The organism is Nocardia sp. BMG111209 (genome assembly GCF_000381925.1).
Lineage (GTDB): Bacteria > Actinomycetota > Actinomycetes > Mycobacteriales > Mycobacteriaceae > Nocardia.
Genome location: NZ_KB907309.1, coordinates 511155 through 529342, shown reverse-complemented (window position 1 = coordinate 529342; position 18188 = coordinate 511155). Strand labels below are relative to the sequence as shown.

24 protein-coding genes and 1 tRNA gene are annotated in these 18188 nt (G+C 66.2%); 9 read left to right on the top strand and 16 right to left on the bottom strand.

What is annotated here, in order from left to right; genetic code table 11:
* Positions 1 to 66: 66 nt before the first annotated feature.
* Positions 67 to 234 carry a hypothetical protein gene (locus tag G361_RS50575; protein ID WP_019931524.1) on the bottom strand — a complete coding sequence of 56 codons (168 nt, stop codon included), beginning with the start codon at positions 232 to 234 and terminating at the stop codon, positions 67 to 69.
* A gap of 214 nt (positions 235 to 448) precedes the next feature.
* On the opposite strand from G361_RS50575, the gene G361_RS0133560 reads away from it, so the two are divergent.
* The 3 genes from G361_RS0133560 (at position 449) to G361_RS0133550 (ending at position 1918) form a co-directional block, all read left to right on the top strand.
* The gene (locus G361_RS0133560) at positions 449 to 1288 is read left to right on the top strand and encodes an alpha/beta fold hydrolase (RefSeq protein WP_019931523.1); all 840 of its coding nucleotides are present in this window, start codon (positions 449 to 451) and stop codon (positions 1286 to 1288) included.
* A 144-nt stretch (positions 1289 to 1432) separates the two neighbouring features.
* Positions 1433 to 1675 carry an MbtH family protein gene (locus G361_RS0133555; RefSeq protein ID WP_019931522.1) on the top strand — a complete coding sequence of 81 codons (243 nt, stop codon included), beginning with the start codon at positions 1433 to 1435 and terminating at the stop codon, positions 1673 to 1675.
* 171 nt (positions 1676 to 1846) lie between these two features.
* A tRNA-Thr gene (locus G361_RS0133550) sits at positions 1847 to 1918 on the top strand.
* A gap of 17 nt (positions 1919 to 1935) precedes the next feature.
* Here the strand turns inward: G361_RS0133550 and G361_RS0133545 are convergent.
* The 14 genes from G361_RS0133545 to G361_RS0133475 all read right to left on the bottom strand — a co-directional run bounded on the left by G361_RS0133545 (position 1936) and on the right by G361_RS0133475 (position 10753).
* Positions 1936 to 3162, bottom strand: a complete 1227-nt coding sequence (locus tag G361_RS0133545) for a site-specific integrase (protein WP_019931521.1) — start codon at positions 3160 to 3162, stop codon at positions 1936 to 1938.
* A complete protein-coding gene (locus tag G361_RS45830; RefSeq protein ID WP_231387181.1) occupies positions 3159 to 3335 on the bottom strand; it encodes a helix-turn-helix domain-containing protein in 177 nt (58 codons plus the stop codon). The genes G361_RS0133545 and G361_RS45830 overlap by 4 nt, the downstream gene beginning before the upstream one ends.
* A 14-nt stretch (positions 3336 to 3349) precedes the next feature.
* On the bottom strand, positions 3350 to 5164 hold the full coding sequence (locus tag G361_RS0133535) for a replication initiator (protein WP_019931519.1): 1815 nt from the start codon (positions 5162 to 5164) through the stop codon (positions 3350 to 3352).
* 87 nt (positions 5165 to 5251) lie between these two features.
* A complete protein-coding gene (locus G361_RS0133530) occupies positions 5252 to 5506 on the bottom strand; it encodes a hypothetical protein (RefSeq protein ID WP_155981943.1) in 255 nt (84 codons plus the stop codon).
* A gap of 40 nt (positions 5507 to 5546) precedes the next feature.
* Positions 5547 to 5864: a hypothetical protein gene (locus G361_RS0133525; protein WP_019931517.1), complete on the bottom strand. Its 318-nt coding sequence runs from the start codon at positions 5862 to 5864 to the stop codon at positions 5547 to 5549.
* Between the two features lie 34 nt (positions 5865 to 5898).
* The gene (locus tag G361_RS0133520) at positions 5899 to 6201 is read right to left on the bottom strand and encodes a hypothetical protein (protein WP_019931516.1); all 303 of its coding nucleotides are present in this window, start codon (positions 6199 to 6201) and stop codon (positions 5899 to 5901) included.
* A 33-nt stretch (positions 6202 to 6234) separates the two neighbouring features.
* On the bottom strand, positions 6235 to 6660 hold the full coding sequence (locus tag G361_RS45825; protein ID WP_019931515.1) for a DUF4913 domain-containing protein: 426 nt from the start codon (positions 6658 to 6660) through the stop codon (positions 6235 to 6237).
* The gene (locus tag G361_RS0133510) at positions 6657 to 6839 is read right to left on the bottom strand and encodes a hypothetical protein (protein ID WP_019931514.1); all 183 of its coding nucleotides are present in this window, start codon (positions 6837 to 6839) and stop codon (positions 6657 to 6659) included. Before G361_RS0133510 ends, G361_RS45825 begins: the two co-directional genes overlap by 4 nt.
* Positions 6836 to 7576: a hypothetical protein gene (locus tag G361_RS0133505; protein ID WP_019931513.1), complete on the bottom strand. Its 741-nt coding sequence runs from the start codon at positions 7574 to 7576 to the stop codon at positions 6836 to 6838. The genes G361_RS0133510 and G361_RS0133505 overlap by 4 nt, the downstream gene beginning before the upstream one ends.
* Positions 7577 to 7688: 112 nt before the next feature.
* On the bottom strand, positions 7689 to 9011 hold the full coding sequence (locus tag G361_RS45820) for an FtsK/SpoIIIE domain-containing protein (RefSeq protein ID WP_019931511.1): 1323 nt from the start codon (positions 9009 to 9011) through the stop codon (positions 7689 to 7691).
* A complete protein-coding gene (locus tag G361_RS0133490; RefSeq protein ID WP_019931510.1) occupies positions 9008 to 9349 on the bottom strand; it encodes a hypothetical protein in 342 nt (113 codons plus the stop codon). The genes G361_RS45820 and G361_RS0133490 overlap by 4 nt, the downstream gene beginning before the upstream one ends.
* A 62-nt stretch (positions 9350 to 9411) precedes the next feature.
* Positions 9412 to 10032, bottom strand: coding sequence for a DUF2637 domain-containing protein (locus G361_RS45815; protein WP_019931509.1), 621 nt, complete (start codon positions 10030 to 10032; stop codon positions 9412 to 9414).
* Positions 10033 to 10037: 5 nt separating this feature from the next.
* Complete coding sequence (locus G361_RS0133480) at positions 10038 to 10322, bottom strand: hypothetical protein (protein WP_019931508.1); 285 nt, start codon at positions 10320 to 10322, stop codon at positions 10038 to 10040.
* Entirely contained in the window at positions 10319 to 10753 is a 435-nt protein-coding gene (locus tag G361_RS0133475) for a hypothetical protein (protein ID WP_026343815.1), read from the bottom strand. Before G361_RS0133475 ends, G361_RS0133480 begins: the two co-directional genes overlap by 4 nt.
* A 134-nt stretch (positions 10754 to 10887) precedes the next feature.
* Between G361_RS0133475 and G361_RS0133470 the strand changes: the two genes are divergently transcribed.
* The 5 genes from G361_RS0133470 (at position 10888) to G361_RS0133450 (ending at position 16309) form a co-directional block, all read left to right on the top strand.
* Positions 10888 to 11238 (top strand): GntR family transcriptional regulator, encoded by a 351-nt coding sequence (locus G361_RS0133470; RefSeq protein ID WP_036496326.1) that lies wholly within the window; start codon positions 10888 to 10890, stop codon positions 11236 to 11238.
* A gap of 208 nt (positions 11239 to 11446) precedes the next feature.
* Positions 11447 to 12538, top strand: a complete 1092-nt coding sequence (locus tag G361_RS49910) for a hypothetical protein (RefSeq protein ID WP_155981942.1) — start codon at positions 11447 to 11449, stop codon at positions 12536 to 12538.
* A gap of 31 nt (positions 12539 to 12569) precedes the next feature.
* Positions 12570 to 13052 carry a gamma-glutamylcyclotransferase family protein gene (locus G361_RS48775; protein ID WP_196814713.1) on the top strand — a complete coding sequence of 161 codons (483 nt, stop codon included), beginning with the start codon at positions 12570 to 12572 and terminating at the stop codon, positions 13050 to 13052.
* A gap of 1005 nt (positions 13053 to 14057) precedes the next feature.
* Complete coding sequence (locus G361_RS0133455; RefSeq protein ID WP_081635717.1) at positions 14058 to 14789, top strand: response regulator transcription factor; 732 nt, start codon at positions 14058 to 14060, stop codon at positions 14787 to 14789.
* Entirely contained in the window at positions 14786 to 16309 is a 1524-nt protein-coding gene (locus tag G361_RS0133450; RefSeq protein ID WP_019931502.1) for a HAMP domain-containing sensor histidine kinase, read from the top strand. Before G361_RS0133455 ends, G361_RS0133450 begins: the two co-directional genes overlap by 4 nt.
* A 3-nt stretch (positions 16310 to 16312) precedes the next feature.
* Here G361_RS0133450 and G361_RS0133445 read toward each other — a convergent pair whose 3' ends face one another.
* Entirely contained in the window at positions 16313 to 16738 is a 426-nt protein-coding gene (locus G361_RS0133445; RefSeq protein ID WP_019931501.1) for an HIT family protein, read from the bottom strand.
* Between the two features lie 103 nt (positions 16739 to 16841).
* On the opposite strand from G361_RS0133445, the gene purD reads away from it, so the two are divergent.
* Positions 16842 to 18119, top strand: a complete 1278-nt coding sequence (purD, locus tag G361_RS0133440) for a phosphoribosylamine--glycine ligase (RefSeq protein WP_019931500.1) — start codon at positions 16842 to 16844, stop codon at positions 18117 to 18119.
* Positions 18120 to 18188 lie beyond the last annotated feature (69 nt).

Genomic DNA, 18188 nt, shown 5'->3' with positions numbered 1-18188 from the left:
GGTCGCCGGGCCGTCTCGGCGTTGAAGTTGTACTGAAGTGAGGTCTTCGGCGGAGACCCGTGCGGTTCAGTCGCCGCGGCCGCTGGGCGCGATGCCGAGCATCGACAGCAGCATCCGGCATTCGTCGGCGTCGGTTGCGTAGGCGGCCACCACGCGCTGGGCCTGGCGGGCGGTCTCGTCCGCCAGCGGCTCCAGGTCGTCGTCCGCGATGTCGTTGGCGCCCTTCGCGGCCATCGTCGTGTCCTCTCGGCTCGGGCTGCGATCACACAGCTCGGATTGTCACGGTTCTCGAGAGTCCATGGTATCGGGCGGCGACCTGGGTACTGTCGCCTCGGGCATACCTCGCCCGAACTGCAACGGCCGCAACGCCCGGGCGAAACACCCGAGCCCGGCCAACCTATACCGTGGGGTAGGGAATGCAGAAGGTAGCAGAAAGGGTCCGAAGCTCATGCCGTTGGCCACGGTGAACGGAATCGCGCTGAACTATCAGGTGAAGGGGGACAGGGCGCAGGGCACCGACACCAAGGGCGCGGCGCCGCTGGTCGTGCTGATCATGGGCACCGGCAGCCCCGGCCGCGTGTGGGAGCTGCATCAGGTGCCCGCGCTGCTGGCCGCAGGGTACCGGGTGTGCACCTTCGACAACCGCGGCATCGCGCCCTCGTTCGAATCGACCGCCGGGATCGCCATCGAGGACATGGTCGCCGACACCGCGGCCCTGATCGAACTGCTGGACGAGGGTCCGGCGCTGGTCGCGGGCACCTCGATGGGCGCCCGGGTCGCCCAGGAACTGGCGCTGGCCCGGCCCGACCTGGTCCGCAAGGCCGCCTTCCTGGCCGGTCACGCCCGCCTGGACCTGTTCCAGAAGACGCTGTCGGAGGGCGAGCACGAACTCGACGCGAGCGGTGTGCGGCTGCCCGCCAAGTACGACGCGGCGATCACCGCAGTGATGAATCTCTCTCCCGCGACGCTCGCCGAGCCGAATGCCGCCCGCGACTGGCTGGATCTGTTCGAATTCACCGGCGGCCCGGTGACCCCGGGGGTGCGCGCGCAACGCCGCATGGATCACGATTTCGATCGTTTGCAGGCATATCGCGGGATCCGGGTGCCGTGCCTCGCCATCGGCTTCGCCGACGACCGGATGATCCCGGCGTACCTGTGCCGGGAACTCGCCGAGGTCATCCCCGGAGCGCGCTACCAGGAGATTCCCGACGCGGGCCACTACGGCTACCTGGAGCGGCCGGAGGCCGTCAACAAGGTCCTGCTGGATTTCTTCGCAGGTTCCCGCTGATTGCGAACCGCGTTACGGGCTCGAGGCGAGCCGCACCCACGTAACGTTGAGCTTGCTAGGGTCGACACACGCGTCACGGGGTTCGCCCCAGGTCGGACACCCGACCGCGTAACCGTACACAGCGCCAGTATCCAGTGAGGTGAGATGAGCACCAACCCCTTCGACGACGAGGACGGCCGCTTCTTCGTTCTGGTCAACGACGAAGAGCAGCACTCGCTGTGGCCCGCCTTCGCCGAGGTCCCGGCCGGGTGGCGAGTGGTTTTCGGCGAGGACAGCCGGGCCGCCTGCGTCGAGTATGTCGAGAAGAATTGGACCGATATGCGGCCCAAGAGCCTGCGCGACGCGATGGCGGCCGACGACGCGGCCCGCCAGGCCGCACAGTCCTGACTCGCGGAACATCGGAGATACTGCGCGGATACTGCGCGCGCTCACGGCCGGCGGTGCGAATGCGACCCCGAGGGGCCCATACGCATCGCCGGCCGGTCCGTGCCGGTACCCGGTGACCTCCGCCTTTTCCGCCCCACCGGCCACCCCGGTTATGATTGGCCCGCTTTTCCCGCCTCCTTAGCTCAGTGGTAGAGCACTCGCCTTGTAAGCGAAAGGTCGTCAGTTCAATCCTGACAGGAGGCTCTCCTGATTCTCGCTGGTCAGACCTCATTCAGCGGAGGCCGATCGGTGCCAGCGGACGCAGCCTCACCACCGTCGATGTCACGCTTTGTCACAACGGTCTGCCATGCGAGCGCCGCGGCAACCAGCGCGCCATCCTGAGAATGGACGTAGGTACGCATGGTGAAGGCGTTGTCCGCGTGTCCGAGCCACGCCGCGATGACGGCAGTCGGAACCCGCTCCAGGTGCATCAGCGTGCCGCAGGTGTGCCGAGCATCATGCAGCCGGATCCGCCGAACCCCCGCCGTCCGGCACATCCGATCCCAGTAGTCGCTGAGCGTGTCCGGGTGATACGGGTGGCCGGCGGGATCGCAGACGACGTGCGTCCCGGGTCCGTAGGCATTGCCGAGAGCTTTTTTCTCGCGAACCTGGATACGGTGCGCCCGCCGGAGCGCGTCAGCGAGGGAATCCGTCAGCGGAAGCGCGCGAATGGACTTCTCGGACTTCGGATCGCCTTCAACGGGTTGGCCGTTGGCGCTCACGCGGTTGTTCCGGATCCGGAGCACCTTCGCGCCGAAGTCGACATCCGACCACCGAAGCCCGCCGATCTCACCGCGCCGCAGCCCGGACAACGCCAAGTGCCAGGCATGGCCGTTGCGATCATCGTCGGCTGCCGACAGCAATTGCCGAACCTCCGCCGTGGTGAAGGTCTGCATCTCCTTCTTCGTACCCGGCACCCGATCCACCAGAGACGCGACATTGCGGACCAGCAACCCCTGATCGACCAGGCCCCGCAGCATAGCGCCGATATGGTTGAGCATCGGGTTGACTGTCTGCGGACTCCACGACCGGTGCGTACGACCACCGGAACCGACGAACGCACCGGCGACCAGATCGTTCACGAGGTCGTCAAGGTGCTTCTTGGTGAGCTTCTGGACCGGCAGGTCACCGTGACGGGTCCGTAGCGGCAGCAGCGAGTGTGCGTAGGCGGACATCGTGGTCTTGCGGACCCGCTTACCGGCTAACCATTCAGCGCACGCCTGCTCTACCGTCAGCTCCGATGGGGAAACGTACGTTCCGCGCGCAACCGTGGCCGCCAACTCCGCCAACGCCGATCGTGCTTCTCGCTCCGTCCGGTACCGCTTGCGGGTCTGGCGTCGCTTGCCGGTCTTCGGGTCAACACCCGCCTCCGCGGTGACCTGGTACCGGACCGAGCCGTCCTTGAGTGTCACCTTCTCGATCTGCGGTGGCAGCTGCCGCCTGCTCATGCCGCCGCCTGATCCAGACCGGCGATGTAGTCCGCGACCGCCTGTTCCGTGACGAACCGCCGCCGGCCGATCTTCACCGACCGCAGAACGCCCGACCCGATCAGCTCGTAATACTTGCTGTGCCCGACCGGAATCAATTTCCGGACATCCGCTTCGGTCAAGAGCTTCGACATGTCCATCCCCTTCCCTATGCCGCGACCGGCATATCCGAAATCCGTTGCGCGCCTGGTGGACTTATGAGCCCGAGCGCTTCGTTGTAGTCGTTCTGCCATGCGGTTCGGTTGGCGATCTCGCCGAAGATGAACTGTTCGCGGGTCGGGACGTTCGGGTCGTCCGGTTCGGTCAGGCGCACGATCCAGCCTTCGGACTGGGCTTGCTTGGCTTTGCCGACCGCGGCGAGGACCCGGCGGACGAACTCCACCCGGTCCGCCTTGTGATCGGGCAGGGTCTTGTTGCTCCAGCGGCGCGACACCAGCACCCGACGCCCCCGCAGGCCGAGGGTGTCCCGCCGGTGCGCCTTGCCCTTGCAGCGGCCCGGTTGGGTCTTCGCGGACGCGTTCCGGGGTGAGATGCCGTAGCGCAGCCACACCGCGCAGGTCTCCGAGCACGGGGTGCGCTGCAACTCCGCGTGCAGGCGTTCATAGTGCCGGCGGGTCCGCTCGTTCGGGGCCTCCAGGACTTCGCCGATGGATTTGGTGAGATATTTGGTGAGGTAGCCGATGAGCCGGTTCGCGTCCTTGCTGCCGCCGAGGACGCCCTTGGCCTTGTTCGGCCGGACCGGGCCACGCTCGCCGTCCGCGTCGAGGTCGTACCCGTCGCCATCGACATCGACGGTTTTGGCCTGGACGCCCCACTGGATCACGTGCGCCGGCTCCACGTCGTCCACCGAGTCCATCACCGCGCGAGCGTCATCGAACGACGGCAGGATGTAGCCGGTGTCCGGATCCACGAACCCACCCGTCCGGTAGTCCCACACCGGCATCCGCTCATCGGTGTAGACCTCGTGGTCGAAATGCGGCCACCACAAGCTGTGATACGTCCCCGCCAACAATTCCGTGATCACCGCGTGCGGGTCGGTACCACGGGCGGCGATATGCGCGTGCGGGGCACCACGACGCTGAGGCTCCACCGTCGCGAAGTACTGGACAGCACGGCCAGTGACCCGCCGCCAGTTCTTCATCGTGGAATCGAACAGCTTCGGGAAAAACATCGCGTCACGGGCCGCACGCCGATAGTCGTAGCTATCCGGGTCAACCGGGGAACCATCCCCGCACACCTGCCCCTGCTTGTTCACCGCGCCATCGGAATGGCAACGGCCATACGACGGCAGGGTCACCGTGAGGAACGTCGAGGGCTGGTGCTTGCCGGCGAACGTCCGGCCGGTGGTGTCCTTGGAGACCTTCTTGTGGGGCAGGTTCGGGAACTCCTGCCGGCGCCGCGTAGACTTCACCCGGCGCGGTTTCGCCACCGCGTCGATACCTGGAATGCGGCCGCGGATCCCCGACTCCCGCAACTCCCGATCCAGGTCCGCGATCACCTCCCGGAACCCCTGCGCCGTCTCCTCATCCTCTGCGGCACGCGCAGCCTTGTACTCGGCGAGCAGATCCGCCCGCGCAGTCAACAACGCTGTCTGATGCTCGGTCGGGGACCGATGCTCGTCGGTCGGGTTGGCGGTCATGTGCCAGCCCTCGTTGCACTGGGTCACCCGCAGCGCCTTCGCCTTCGCCGCACAAGCCGGGCAATCCGACGCCCGCGTCGTCTTACACGCCGCCCCCACATATTTCGACTCACCGGAGGCAGGATGGAACGCTCGCATCGGGATCGGACGCTTGCACACATGGAACTTCTCCGCCGCGGCCTGAACGATCTCCATCAGGTTCGGCCGGGCACGCCGATCCGCCGCCGTGACCCGCTTCGGTGCCTCATCCGCAGAGCCGACCGAAACGGCCCCACCGTTGTCGGTGGAGCCGCTCAGGACGACGGCAGTGTTTCCGCCGCTCACGCCACATCCTTTCTGCTGGTTGATGATTCGATGTTCCTGGTCACCTGTCACGTTCCAGGTCGAGATCCCGGCTCCGGAACCGACTTGCTAGTCATCACGCACCGGAGCCCACAGGTGCGTGGACATCGTTTCCAGGCTCGGGAGCTCCGCAGCCAGCCGGCGCACCACCGAAGTGCCCAGCGACAGACTCAGAATCGACCCGCTACCAGCAACCCCGACATGCACGACCAGACGCGGAACGCCGGCCGGATCGATATCCGGGTAACAGGTCATCGGACCGAAACCCTGTACACCGGGCGCTGCATAGAACACCAGGTCTTCGGAACTACGGTCATCCATCACGCCACATCCTCTCTGCCGGTGTCGAATTCGGGGTGTCTCGTCACCGTTCGCGCTCCGTACCACGGTCCCGGTCCCGTTCCTGTTCGCGTTCGGCGCGCCGCTGCTGGCGGTAGTTGCGTTCCTCATCCCGTCTCGCGTACTCGGTCGCGACGTGCAGGATCGCGGTCATGTGCTGCGCTTCGCCGGCGGTCAAGGTGATGACGGTTTCGCCGTCGCGGTCACGGACGCCCAGCTTCACCTGTTCGCCCTGCACCAGCACCAGCGCATGACGATCGTTCGTGTCGTCGCTGACACCATCCCACTCGTCGCCCCACTCCTCCGGGTCGTTGTCGTACTCGTCGTAGTCCGGTTCGATCATCACGAATCTCCTTGTCTAAGTGTTGTTTTGGTGGTCACCACACGCCGCGTTCGAGGGCGCGTTCGCGGTCACGCTCCAGCTGCATCCGGCGGCGATGCCACCGTTCCTGGTCGCGTTGAGCGCGATCGGCCGCGAGACTGAGAAGGCGGCTCAGCTCACGGGCTTCCGCAGCCGACATCGTGACCACGGTTTCGATGGCCGCGTCACGCACGGCGATCTTCACCTTGTCGCCCTGGAACCGCACCACCGCGTGCCGCTCCTCGGCCTCACTGCCGATCCCCTCCCAATCACTGCCCCGGTCCTCCTCCTCGTCCCAGTCGTCCCAATCCGGTGTCATCGTGAATCTCCTTGTCTCCGTGGTGTTTTCTGGTCACGCCAGGACGGGCGGTGACGCGGGAGTGAACAAGCCCGCCTCGTGGGCGGCGTCGAGGTCGGTGGGCAACGGCCGCAACAGGGTCTTGTGGCCGGCAGCGCAGTACTTGAACGGCCCCGACACGCTCAACAGGGCCGACATGTGCGGTTCACAGTCACCCAGCCACCAGCCACTCACCCGCGCCGCGGTCGTAGCCAGTTCGCGGGTCCGCCACAACAAGGTCAGCCGCTCCACCGCTTCCGGGTGGCACCACCACTGCCGGCACCACACCGTGTCGATCGTGTCGGTGACCTGCCGCGCGTACACCACCGACAGATAGCCGGTCACGAACTCCCCCAGCGACGACCACGACCGCCGCGGCAACTCCCCGTCCTCACGAATCGAACCCAGCCGCAACGGTTTCCGGGTCGGAATGCTGGTCATTCGGTCACCTCCGAGGGATCGAACAGCGACAGCTGATCGCGGCAGGTCCACCGCGGCAGCTCCCTCGCTTTCGTCGGCCGTTTCTTCTTCGACCGCCGGACCTGATCCGCAGCCGCCTGCACCATCGGATTCACCTTTCGCGCAGCGGGTTTCGGCTCGCGATTGTCGTTGCTGGTCATGCCGCCGGCACCTCCACATCCACGCCAAGGTGGCGCAGCAGGTGACCGCCGAGGAACTGGGTGTAGGCAGGTGGGATCGCTTCGGCCAACGACCGGCGGTTGCTGGTCCAGTCGATCCCCATCGCGGCCTGCCAGTCGGAGACCGAGCCTTTGCCGCCCCCTGAGCCGTACACCGCGACGTACGGACCGTCGAACCGGTCCCCGTGCCGGTAACCGGCCACCCGACCGCGATGACGCAGATGCACCGGTTGCGCAGCAGTCCAACCACCGAGTTCGAACACCCGATGCCGGATCACATTGAGCCCGAACATCTCCCCGCACAACACGACATCCCGGCGCAGCTTCGCCCCCTGCACGTTCTCCATCACCCACGGCCGCCCCGACTCGATCAGCGCCGCACGGGTCGCCGGAATCAACTGCGGGTACTTGCCGGCGAGCGCCTGATTCGTACCCGCCGTCAACGCCGAGGACGCCTGACACGGGGGCGAGGCATGGACCGCAGCAAACTCACCACCATGGGAGGTCAGATACTCGATCGCATCGGCGCGATGGAACTCGAACGGATAGTCCGGCTGATCGCAGATGTCGACGCCGACCACATCGAAACCGGCCCTGTGATACCCGACCGCAGCACCACCAGACGCGCAATACAAGTCCAGCAGCCGGGGCCGGCCCGAGTGCCCGAACGAGCACCCGAACCAGTCCAACACCTGCTGCACACCCACCACCGCGGTCATGCCACAGCCTCCAAATCGTCCGGGGACTGCACGCCGCACAGGCCCCGGCGTTCGGCGAACTCCCGCAACCAGATCCGGTCATCGAGGGCCGTGTCGAGCTCGTCGTAGCGGTTCATGCCGCCACCGCGATTCCGGACTCGCCCTTGTCATCACCGGCCGTGTCATCGGCGTCGATGACCAGCGGGCGGGGTTGCGGGGCGTAGGCGGTGACGATCGCGTCGATATCGTCATCGGTGACCAGGTACGACCGGACCCGGATGATGTCGGAGGAGCCGTCCTGTTCCACGTAGGCGACACCGGGAGTCGAGTCGGGAATTTCGGTGCAGCGAGCACCCCGCTCCACCGCGCCCGGTCCGAAGATCATGGCGACCTGGGTCGGTTCCGACAACTTCATCCCGATCCGATACGGGAACAACTGACGTTGCGGCACAGTGTCCTTCGACGGATCGATCACCGTCTCGATCACCGAGAACCCCGGAGCACGACCCTTCGACAGCAACAAGCCGTGCAGCTCCTCGAACCGCTCACGCTGCTTACGGTTCGCGAACGCCGACAACGTGGCCGCCTCATCGATGAACACGACCACCAGCGGGTCATCCACGGTCGGGACCAGTTTGCGCAGACCCTGTGCCTTCAGACGGGACTGCCGCTCGTCCAGCTCGTGCACCGCTTCGGCCAGCAGCGCGAGCATGTCCTCGATCGTCGCGAACGCGAACCGGGTGAACAGCTTCTCCCCGCGGCCGAACTCCATCCCGCCCTTCGGATCGATCACCCACAGGTCCACCAGGCCCGCACGGATCGCCGGAGCCAGGCCCGCGAACAAGGCTTGCACCACCCCCGACTTGCCCGAACCGGTCTTCCCGGACAGCAGCAGGTGAGTACCGAGAACCGGGATCGTCCAGACATCACCGTTCTCCGTGACACCCAACGGCACCGCCTCCAGATCCGGGACCGCCCCGAAGCCCACACCGTTGTGGACCGTGACCGGCAACGCTGCCGGTGCGGCGAGCGTGTCGAACACGCGCACTTCGAGACGGACGAACCCCGGATCCGGATGCGATGCCGTCACCTCACGGGCACCCAGCGAATCCGCCAACGCCGCCAGCACCACCGGAGTGGTCCAGTCCTTCATCGACTGGCCGGGCAACAGATGGAACTGGGCAGTGAGCCCGTGACGGCTGTAGTTCCACCACTCCAAGGTGGGGTAGCCGATCTTCGGCGACGCCAGACCCACCGACGCCAACATCATGTTGGTGACCATCGGCTCGGCGAAGGTCAACACCGCCGCCCGCAACGCCACCGGGGCCTGACCAGCGATATCCGCCGAGGAGATCGACTGTGCGGGAACCGATTTCGACCAGAACGCCATCCGGGCCGCCATCACCAGCGCAGCACCACCAGACACCAGCACCGGGGCCAACTCCGCGGCACTCACCGGACACCGCCTTCGGTCGGGCGGATCACGTCGCAGAACAACCGGCACCCGGAGGCATCCGCCGGCGGCAACGGCGGCTCATCGCAGAACATCACGCACGACGGAGCACCGGCCGAGACCGGAGCCGGCACCGGCGCAGAGGCCATCGCGGGAGCGGGAACCTCCGTGGTCATGACCGTTGTGGTCGGGGCTTCGGTGGTGACCGGAGCCGACGAATGGGCGGCAGTGGCCGGGCGGATCAGGGCCAGACCGAGACCGGCCGCGATCACCACCGCCCCGGCACCGGTCACGATCTTCGGCACCAGGCCGGGACCGGACGAAGACATGGAGACAGACATCACCCCTCCTCAGGGCGGAACATGTTCGAAGACTTGACGATCGGAGGCCGGGCGGCCCCGGTTCACGCGTTGGCGACCGGGACCGCGAGCGGCAACATCGGCTGCACCACCGCCGCCGGACGACGACGCACCGGAGCAGGGACAGGAACAGGAACAGGGATCACCTCAGGCACCGGAACCGCAACGGGTTCGGGCACGGTGATCGGGTCGGGGACCGGGATCGGCTCCGGCACAGTCTCATCCACCGACACAGAAGCCGGTTCGGTGACCGGTTCGCGAGTGCGGACCGGAGTACGGAGCAGCAGCGCGAGACCGTGAGTGTCGACCAGCAGGCCGACCGGGGCGATAGCCGCCACCACCGCACACGCCCACCCCGGGAGTTCGTGGCCGTTGGCGATCGCATGGAGGCTGTTACCGGCCACCGACACGATTGCCCCGACCACCAACACCCCGGTGAACCAGCGGCGCTCCTTCGACTTCGCCAACACCAGCACCGCCGCCGTAGCCTGCACGATCGTGCCGTCGATGATCAACGGCAGCAACCAGGCATCCGACGCCGGCACGTGAGCGAGTTTCGCGAGATCGCGCAGAGTCGCGAAGGACAGGCGGAATGCGGCAGCACCGACACCCACAATCACCAGGACCGCGAACACCCGCGCCCACCGCATCGCCTTCTGATTCATGACAATCACGCCACCTTCGAGGTATCAGAGGTCGGGGTGGACGGGATCGCCTTCTCCGCGGCCAGACGCTCCGCGGCATCGTGCAACATCAAGAGCTGCGACATCTGGTCCGCGACCAGCCGAGCGTCCTCGATCGACAGCACCAGATCGGCCCTGCTGTTCTTCAACTCCAGCTCGATCGACACGAACGCGGGAACAGAAAAGGCGCGGCCCTGAGTCTGCGGATGGTATTCGACCTTCACCGCGGTGCTGTAGCCGGTGGACACGTTCATGAACGACATGACGATCACGCCGCCTTCTCGGCCGCCGGCCGCTTCGCACCCGAGGTATCACCCATGATCCCGCTCGCCCGCACATTCCAGGCGATCGACTTGAACTCGCCCTGACCGGCCATCTTCGGCTTCACATGCAGACCCTCCAGCACGATCGGCCGCATACCCGGCGCGATCTCATCCGCCGACGGAACCGGCTGGACGTTCGCCACGAAGACGACCTCGAAGCTCGCTTGCTTGTGGGACTGCGCCGACGGATCGGTCACCGTGCCCTTCCACAACCGCAGCCCGGTGCCGTTGCCGTCCCGGTCGTAGTCCTGCTTCTGGATCTTCGGCGCATTCCGGTCCGTGCTGTACTCCGTCACCGCCTGAATCTCACCCAGCAAGAACAGACCCATCGGGTACGCCACCTGAAACGGCACCTCGAACCACACATCCTTCAAAGCCATCTCTGAATCTCCTTGTATTAGTTGGTATTACGCGGCAGTTGTTATGCTGATACATATCAGTATATATCGGTATGCATCAGTCCGCAAGGTGCTGACCTATGTCGGTAGCGGTCGGTTTTCGTACAATGGTGGGCATGAACTCCCAGCGCGCCGGACTGGCCGCCTACCAGCAAGTCGCCGAAGACATCAAGCGGGACATCGTCGGTGGACAGCGGAAGCCGGGGGATCGGTTGCCCGGAAATCGCCAACTGGCCGACGATTTCGGCGTGTCGCTAGGCACTGCGCAAAAGGCTCTACAGCTACTCCAGCATCAGGGGTGGCTGGTCGCGACGCCGGCCGTTGGCGTGTTCGTCGCAACCGAACTGCCCGCTGGCGATGAACTGACCTTGGATTCCCTTCGTGATGAGTTGCGCCAACTCCGGGAGCAGACGGCCGACCTGGCTTCTCGCGTCGAGAAGCTCGAGCAGGATGCCGCCGAGGGCTGAGTTGAGCCAGTCTCGGTTGCATGTCTCGCTGTCACCTCCTTGCCTGTTGCCTGCTCTGCTTCCAGGTAACGACAAGCTGGTGTTTCGCTGCGACCCCGCGAGTGTCTCGTCTTGAACGTCGTTGTCGCGCCAGGGTGCAAGACTGTCGCTTCTGTGTCGCCTCTACTACCCTGGTATCACGATCGGTTCACCGACGCAGGGGGTCACGATGACTCAGTCGATACGGCTGAAAAAGCTTCTGAGAGAGCGGCATTGGCAGAAGTATGCAACGTTCTGCCGTGAGTACGATCGCGTTGCCGTCGCGCTGGATCCCGATCTTGTGGGTTCTGCCCCCAGTCGAGGCCAGCTTCATCGTTGGCTGGCCGGTGACCTCAAAGGGCTGCCCTATCCCGATCACTGCCGCATCCTGGAAAAGATGTTCCCCGGCTGGACGGCCGAGAACCTCTTCGAGGTAATCTCCGACGATGTCCCCGTGACGGATTCGGCCGTTGGGCAGTTGATCCAGGCAGTAAGCCAGGCTTTTCAAACGCCCGATGCGCATCGCGCAGAATGGGCGCCGGCCGGATCGGTCCACGACGCCGGAGAGGCAATCACTCTTGACGGAGCGATCAACTCCTCCGGGCACGACATTCCGAACTCACTCCACAAGATTGCCAAGAAGCTCGTAGCGCTCGCGCGAGTACTCCGACTGGACGCCAACGAAACCGCTCGCCTTGCCAGTCTGGCCGGACAGGTCGTTGAACTTGAGATGCAAGTGGATATCTCCATTTCCAAAGGAGGGCACTCGCGCATAGTCTATCGGCACGAACTGTTCAATATGAGCAATCAGCCGCTTGCGCGAATTCCACGCGAACTATGGTTCGAGCATACGCCGAATAGAATCGAAATATCTCCATTAGAAGGCGGATCTCGAAAAGTGCTAATTCAACGCACTCACGATGTTCCAGGTCTGGCGAAGTTCGCTTGCCAAATCTCACCGCCTATCCAATCTGGTGAGACCGGCATAATCTCGTATGAATGCACTGGAGGTCAATTCGTCAGCGACCACTACTGGAGGCAGGGCTTACCACGCTACACGCGGCATGTCACAATCATGTTGCAGCACAACGAGGTTGGGAAGCTTCTGTCATACTCGGCACTTGAAGAACAATTGAGCGGTTCAGAGCGGTCCGTCTCGGAAGATGTTATCTGGGACAATGACGGCAATGATGTGCTGCTGACTCTGACCCGAGACTATCTACGGCCAGGTCAATCAGTAACAATCCGCTGGGACGTAGAACACATTGAGCGAAGCCAGTAAGCGGGACTCGCGCCCGGAGAGAGGAATCCCCATGGCATCAGCAACGGCCCGAGTGCATATCGGTAGAGCAGATGTTCTTGGCACGCAAGGGATCTCATCGTCTGCCACCATGCCGCTATTTGCGTACGGCACCCTCCAGGCCGGCGAAGTGCTGCACACCCTCATAGGGCGAATTCCTGAAACAACACCCGGCGTCGCAAATGGCTGGAGAATCGCTCGGCTACCGGATCGGGTCTACCCAGGTCTTGTACCGAGTGCAGGCCATACCGCAGCCGGCAGGGTCATCACGGGCCTTACCCCTCAGGAGTGGCTTCTCCTCGATCGTTTCGAAGACGAAGACTACGACCTTGAGTTGCTGACGCTGGCTGGCGGATTCAATGCCTGGGCCTACGTCTGGAAACGCGCCGTTGAGCCCACCGACTGGGACCTCGATGAGTTCAGTTCATCTGACTTGCCAGCTTACGTTGACCGTTGTGCAGCCTGGCTGGTCCGGGACGCGAACCGCCAAAGCTAACGTAGACCGACACTGGCGGGACGCTCACGCTTGGCATCTCCGCGATCAATTGCCGAATTTCGCTGTATAGGTTCAAGAGCGGCAGCGGCCCTGCGGGCCGCCGCCGCCACGCTACGGCGCACCTTCACTGCGCAAGCTCCGTTCAGGCGCACCGGCGCGTCGGCGGCCACCCTCCAGGCCGCAACCGCCCAGACCCTGAATCAGGCCATTCCCGCAACGACCACGGCGACGCCAGGCAGGCAGCAGCCACGCCACGGCCACAGCTCCCCGCCGGCCGGACGATCCGCCGAGCCCCGCCGGTCTACCGCGGTCCGGATCGCCGAGCACGAGCATCCCGAGCACCCGGCACGTTCCCGGCGTGGCATCGGATCACGTTGGCAACCCCACCCTTCCTCATAGCCGAATCGTCTCGCTCCGCCCGCACGAGTCAAGGACCACCCTCCGGGCGTCCGCTACGCGGTGCTACGCATCCTTGACACGCACGAGCTCCACAGAGGGCGGCCTGTATGAGGAAGGCCGGGGAAAAGCAGTCAGGAGGTGCGGATAGACAACCTATCCGCCGAAAAGCGTTGCACTGCAACGGTTTCACGTGAAACGCGCAGGTCGCGAGGCGTATTTCGGTCGTTGGGAGCACTCGGCTTGTCACGATGTTGTCACAAGTTGCGCGGACGACCCCGGACGCGCCGGAACTCCCACGGAGGCGCATCAGCACCGCACGCAGGAGTGCAGACGTCCGCGATACTCACGCGGACACGATGTAGTCGACTTGTAAGCGAAAGGTCGTCAGTTCAATCCTGACAGGGGGCTCTTGCCGGTCGCGGTCGTCCGTTTTCTCGCGGCGACTGTTCGTATTGCCCAGTGGCAGAGCTGGTTTCGGCTCGGGTGGGGTGTGGCCGAATCCCGTCGGGTGTTGACAGCAGGCTCGGACCACAGGGGGAGGGGCTTCCCAGAAAACTCCCAGAGAAGGTTCAGCGACTTCCCGATGGTACGGGGCACGATTGTCCTATGAATGGTGCTGCCGACCGAACCCCAGAGGCCCGCGTGCTCGTGGTCGACGACGAACCGATGATCGTCGAGCTCATCTCGGTGAGTCTGCGCTATCAGGGCTTCGAGGTCGCCACCGCGGGTAACGGCGCGGAGGGGTTGGACAAGGCGAAGAGCTTCCGGCCCGACGCGATGATCGTCGACGTCATGATGCCGGGTATGGACGGGTTCGGGCTGCTGCGGCGGCTGCGGGCCGACGGCATCGACGCGCCGGTGCTGTTCCTCACCGCGCGCGACGAGGTCGAGGACAAGGTCACCGGGCTGACCCTCGGCGCCGACGACTACGTCACCAAGCCCTTCAGTCTCGAGGAGGTGGTGGCGCGGCTGCGGGTGATCCTGCGCCGCTCCGGTCACGTGGTCGAGGAGGCGAAGTCGTCGCGGCTGCGGTTCGAGGACATCGAACTGGACGACGACACCCACGAGGTGTGGAAGGGCGGGGAGCCGGTCTCGTTGTCGCCGACCGAATTCACCCTGCTGCGGTACTTCATGGTCAACGCGGGCACGGTGCTGAGCAAGCCGCGGATACTCGACCACGTCTGGCGCTACGACTTCGGCGGCGAGGTGGGCGTCGTCGAAACCTATGTGTCGTACCTGCGCAAGAAGGTCGACACCGGGCCGGACCGGCTCATCCATACGCTGCGCGGCGTCGGGTACGTGATGCGCGCACCCAGCCGGAGCAAGTCTGCGAGATGAGCACCCAGGTCGACGAGGCAGCGGCCACCCTCGGAGCTTCGGCAGGCCCGTCGTCCCCGTCGTCGGCACAACGGTCCCGATCGATCGCCCACCTGATCCGATCGCGATTCGCCGCAATCCCGCTGCGGGTGACCCTCGCGGTGGCGTTGTTGCTGTTGTCGGCGCTCGGACTGCTCGTGTCCGGCGTCGCGGTCACCTCCTCGATGCACCGCGTGCTGCTCGATCGGGTCGATCGGCAGCTCGTCGAGGCGTCGCACACGTTCGCGCGCCCGAGCCAGCCGTTGCCCGAACCGCAACCGGCGCCGCGCGGGGAACGCCCCCCGACGCTGTTCTATGTGCACATCATCGATCCGAACGGGAATCTCCGCACCGAATTCCTCTCGGGCACAACGATTCCCGACATCCCCTCGGATCTGGACCGGCATCCCCGGACCATCGGCTCGGTGGACGATCCGGACCAGCACTGGCGGGCACTGCGGGTCGTGGGCTCGGACGGGTCCACCAGCATCGTGGCGCTGCCGCTGAACGAGACCGACAACACCCTCGACCGGCTGGTCGGGCTGCAGGTGGTGGTCGGCGTCATCGTGCTGGCCGTGCTCGCGGTGGTCGCGCAGTTCACGATCCGGCGCAGCCTGCGGCCGCTGCGCGAGGTGGAGAAGACCGCCGCCGCGATCGCCGGCGGCGACCTGCATCGCCGAGTTCCGGTGCGCGGCACCAATACCGAGGTCGATCTGCTGTCGCAGTCGCTGAACGGGATGCTGTCCCAGATCCAGCAGGCGTTCGCCGCCACCGAGGCCTCCGAGGAGGCGGCCCGCCGGTCGGAGGCGAAGATGCGGCGGTTCATCGCCGACGCCAGCCACGAGTTGCGCACTCCGCTGACCACCATCAAGGGCTTCGCCGAACTGTATCGGCAGGGTGCGATGGCCGATCCGCGGATGTTCATGGATCGCATCGAACGCGAGGCGAACCGGATGGGTGTGCTGGTCGAGGATCTGCTGATGCTGGCCCGGCTGGACGCGCAACGGCCCCTGGACCGCCGGCCGGTGGATCTGCTGGCCCTGGCCAGCGACGCCGTGCACAATGCGCGCGCGCTCGACGCCGCCCAGCGGCCGGACGGCCCGCCGCGGCCGATCGATCTGGTGATCCGCACCGGTGCCGGCACGCTGGAACTGCTCGGTGACGAGGCGCGGCTGCGTCAGGTACTCGGCAATCTGGTCAACAACGCGCTGATCCACACCCCGCCGGAGGCCGCGGTGGAGGTCCGCCTCGCCCCGGCCGCGGACGAGGTCCGGCTCGAGGTCGCCGACACCGGTCCGGGCCTGCCGCCGGACCAGGCCGAACGCATCTTCGAGCGGTTCTATCGCACCGACTCCTCGCGGAGCCGCGACAGCGGCGGCACCGGACTGGGCCTGTCCATCGTGCAGGCCCTCGTCGGCGCCCACGGTGGCACCGTCACCGTGGACAGCGCTCCGGGCGAGGGCACCACCTTCACCGTCCGGCTGCCGCGCCCGGCGGCGTGATCCCTATTCGGGGACGTTGCCGCCGAAGCCGAGGTCGCGGAGGGCCTTCTTGATTTTGGACTGGGCCTCGTCGAGGGATTCCTTGCTGGGCTCCTGATCGGCGCCGGAGATGTCGAAATCGCCGAGTTCGAACGCCGGGAAGACGTGGACGTGCAGGTGGGGCACCTCCAGACCGGCGATCAACAGGCCCGCGCGGGGCGCGTCCCAGGCGGTGCGGACGGCGCGGCCGAGGGTCTGGGCCACCGCCATCAGACGGGCGAAGGTGGCGGGATCGAGATCCTGCCACTGGTCGATCTCCTGGCGGGGCACCACCAGCGTGTGACCCTGGGTGACGGGGGCGATGGTGAGGAAACCGACGAATTCGTCGTCCTCGTACACGAACCGTCCGGGCAGCTGACCGGCGATGATCGCACTGAAAACGGAAGCCATGGTGAGTATTCTGCCGCCCCCTCGCCCGATGCGCCGGTGACCCCCGCGGCCGCGTGCCCGATACCCGTCGGGGTCGATCGGCACGTCCCCTAAGCTGTCTGCCGTGCGCGTACTCGTCATCGGCTCCGGAGCTCGTGAACACGCCCTCGTACTGGCCCTGCGCCGGGATCCGGGAGTGCGGGCGGTGTTCGCCGCGCCCGGCAATCCGGGGATGGCGCAGCAGGCCGAGCTGCGGGCGGTCGATCCGGTGAACGCCGACGCCGTGGCGGCGCTGGCGCGGGAGGTCGCCGCCGATCTCGTGGTGATCGGCCCGGAGGTGCCGCTGGTGCTCGGGGTGGCGGACGCGGTGCGCGCGGCGGGGATCGCGTGTTTCGGGCCGTCCGCCGCGGCCGCGCGGATCGAGGGTTCGAAGGCGTTCGCCAAGGACGTCATGGCCGCCGCCGGGGTGCGCACCGCGCACAGCGAGGTGGTCGACCACCCGGGTGAGCTGGACGCCGCCCTGGACCGGTTCGGCCCGACCTGGGTGGTGAAGGACGACGGCCTGGCCGCGGGTAAGGGCGTCGTGGTCACCGCCGACCGGCTGGCCGCCCGCGACCACGGCGCCGAGCTGCTGGAGCAGGGACATCCGGTACTGCTGGAATCGTTCCTCGACGGGCCCGAGGTGTCGCTGTTCTGCCTGGTCGACGGCGAGACGGTGGTGCCGCTGCTGCCCGCGCAGGACCACAAGCGCGTCGGCGACGGCGACACCGGGCCGAACACCGGTGGGATGGGCGCCTATACGCCGCTGCCCTGGCTGCCCGCCGAGACGGTCACCGAGATCGTCGAGGATGTCGTGAAACCCGTTGCCGCGGAGATGGTTCGCCGCGGCGTCCCGTTCTCGGGGCTGCTCTACGCCGGCCTCGCGATCGGGCAGGCGGGGCCGGCGGTGGTCGAATTCAATTGCCGCTTCGGCGATCCGGAGACGCAGGCGGTGCTGGCGCTGCTGGCGAGCCCACTCGGCGAACTGCTGTACGCCACCGCCACCGGCACCCTGGCCGCGGCGGCGCCGCTGCGCTGGCGCGACGGCGCCGCGATCACGGTCGTGCTGGCCGCCGAGAACTATCCCGGCCGGCCCCGCACCGGCGACGTGATCACCGGCACCGAGCCCGGCGAGCCCGGTACCGATGTCCTGCATGCCGGTACCGCGCTGCGCGACGACGGCGCGCTGGTGTCCGCCGGTGGCCGGGTGCTGAGCATCGTCGCCGCCGGCGCCGATCTGGCCGAGGCCCGCACCCGCGCCTACGACCGGCTCGCGGCCGTGAAACTGCCCGGCGCACACTGCCGTACCGATATCGCGCTCGCCGCCGTGGAGGACCGCATCTCGGTTCCGGCGCGCGTCTGAGCTGTCGCGGTGCCGGAACCCGTTGCGGCACCGGTAGTTACGTGGCACCGTGAGTGCCTTCCGGCCGGG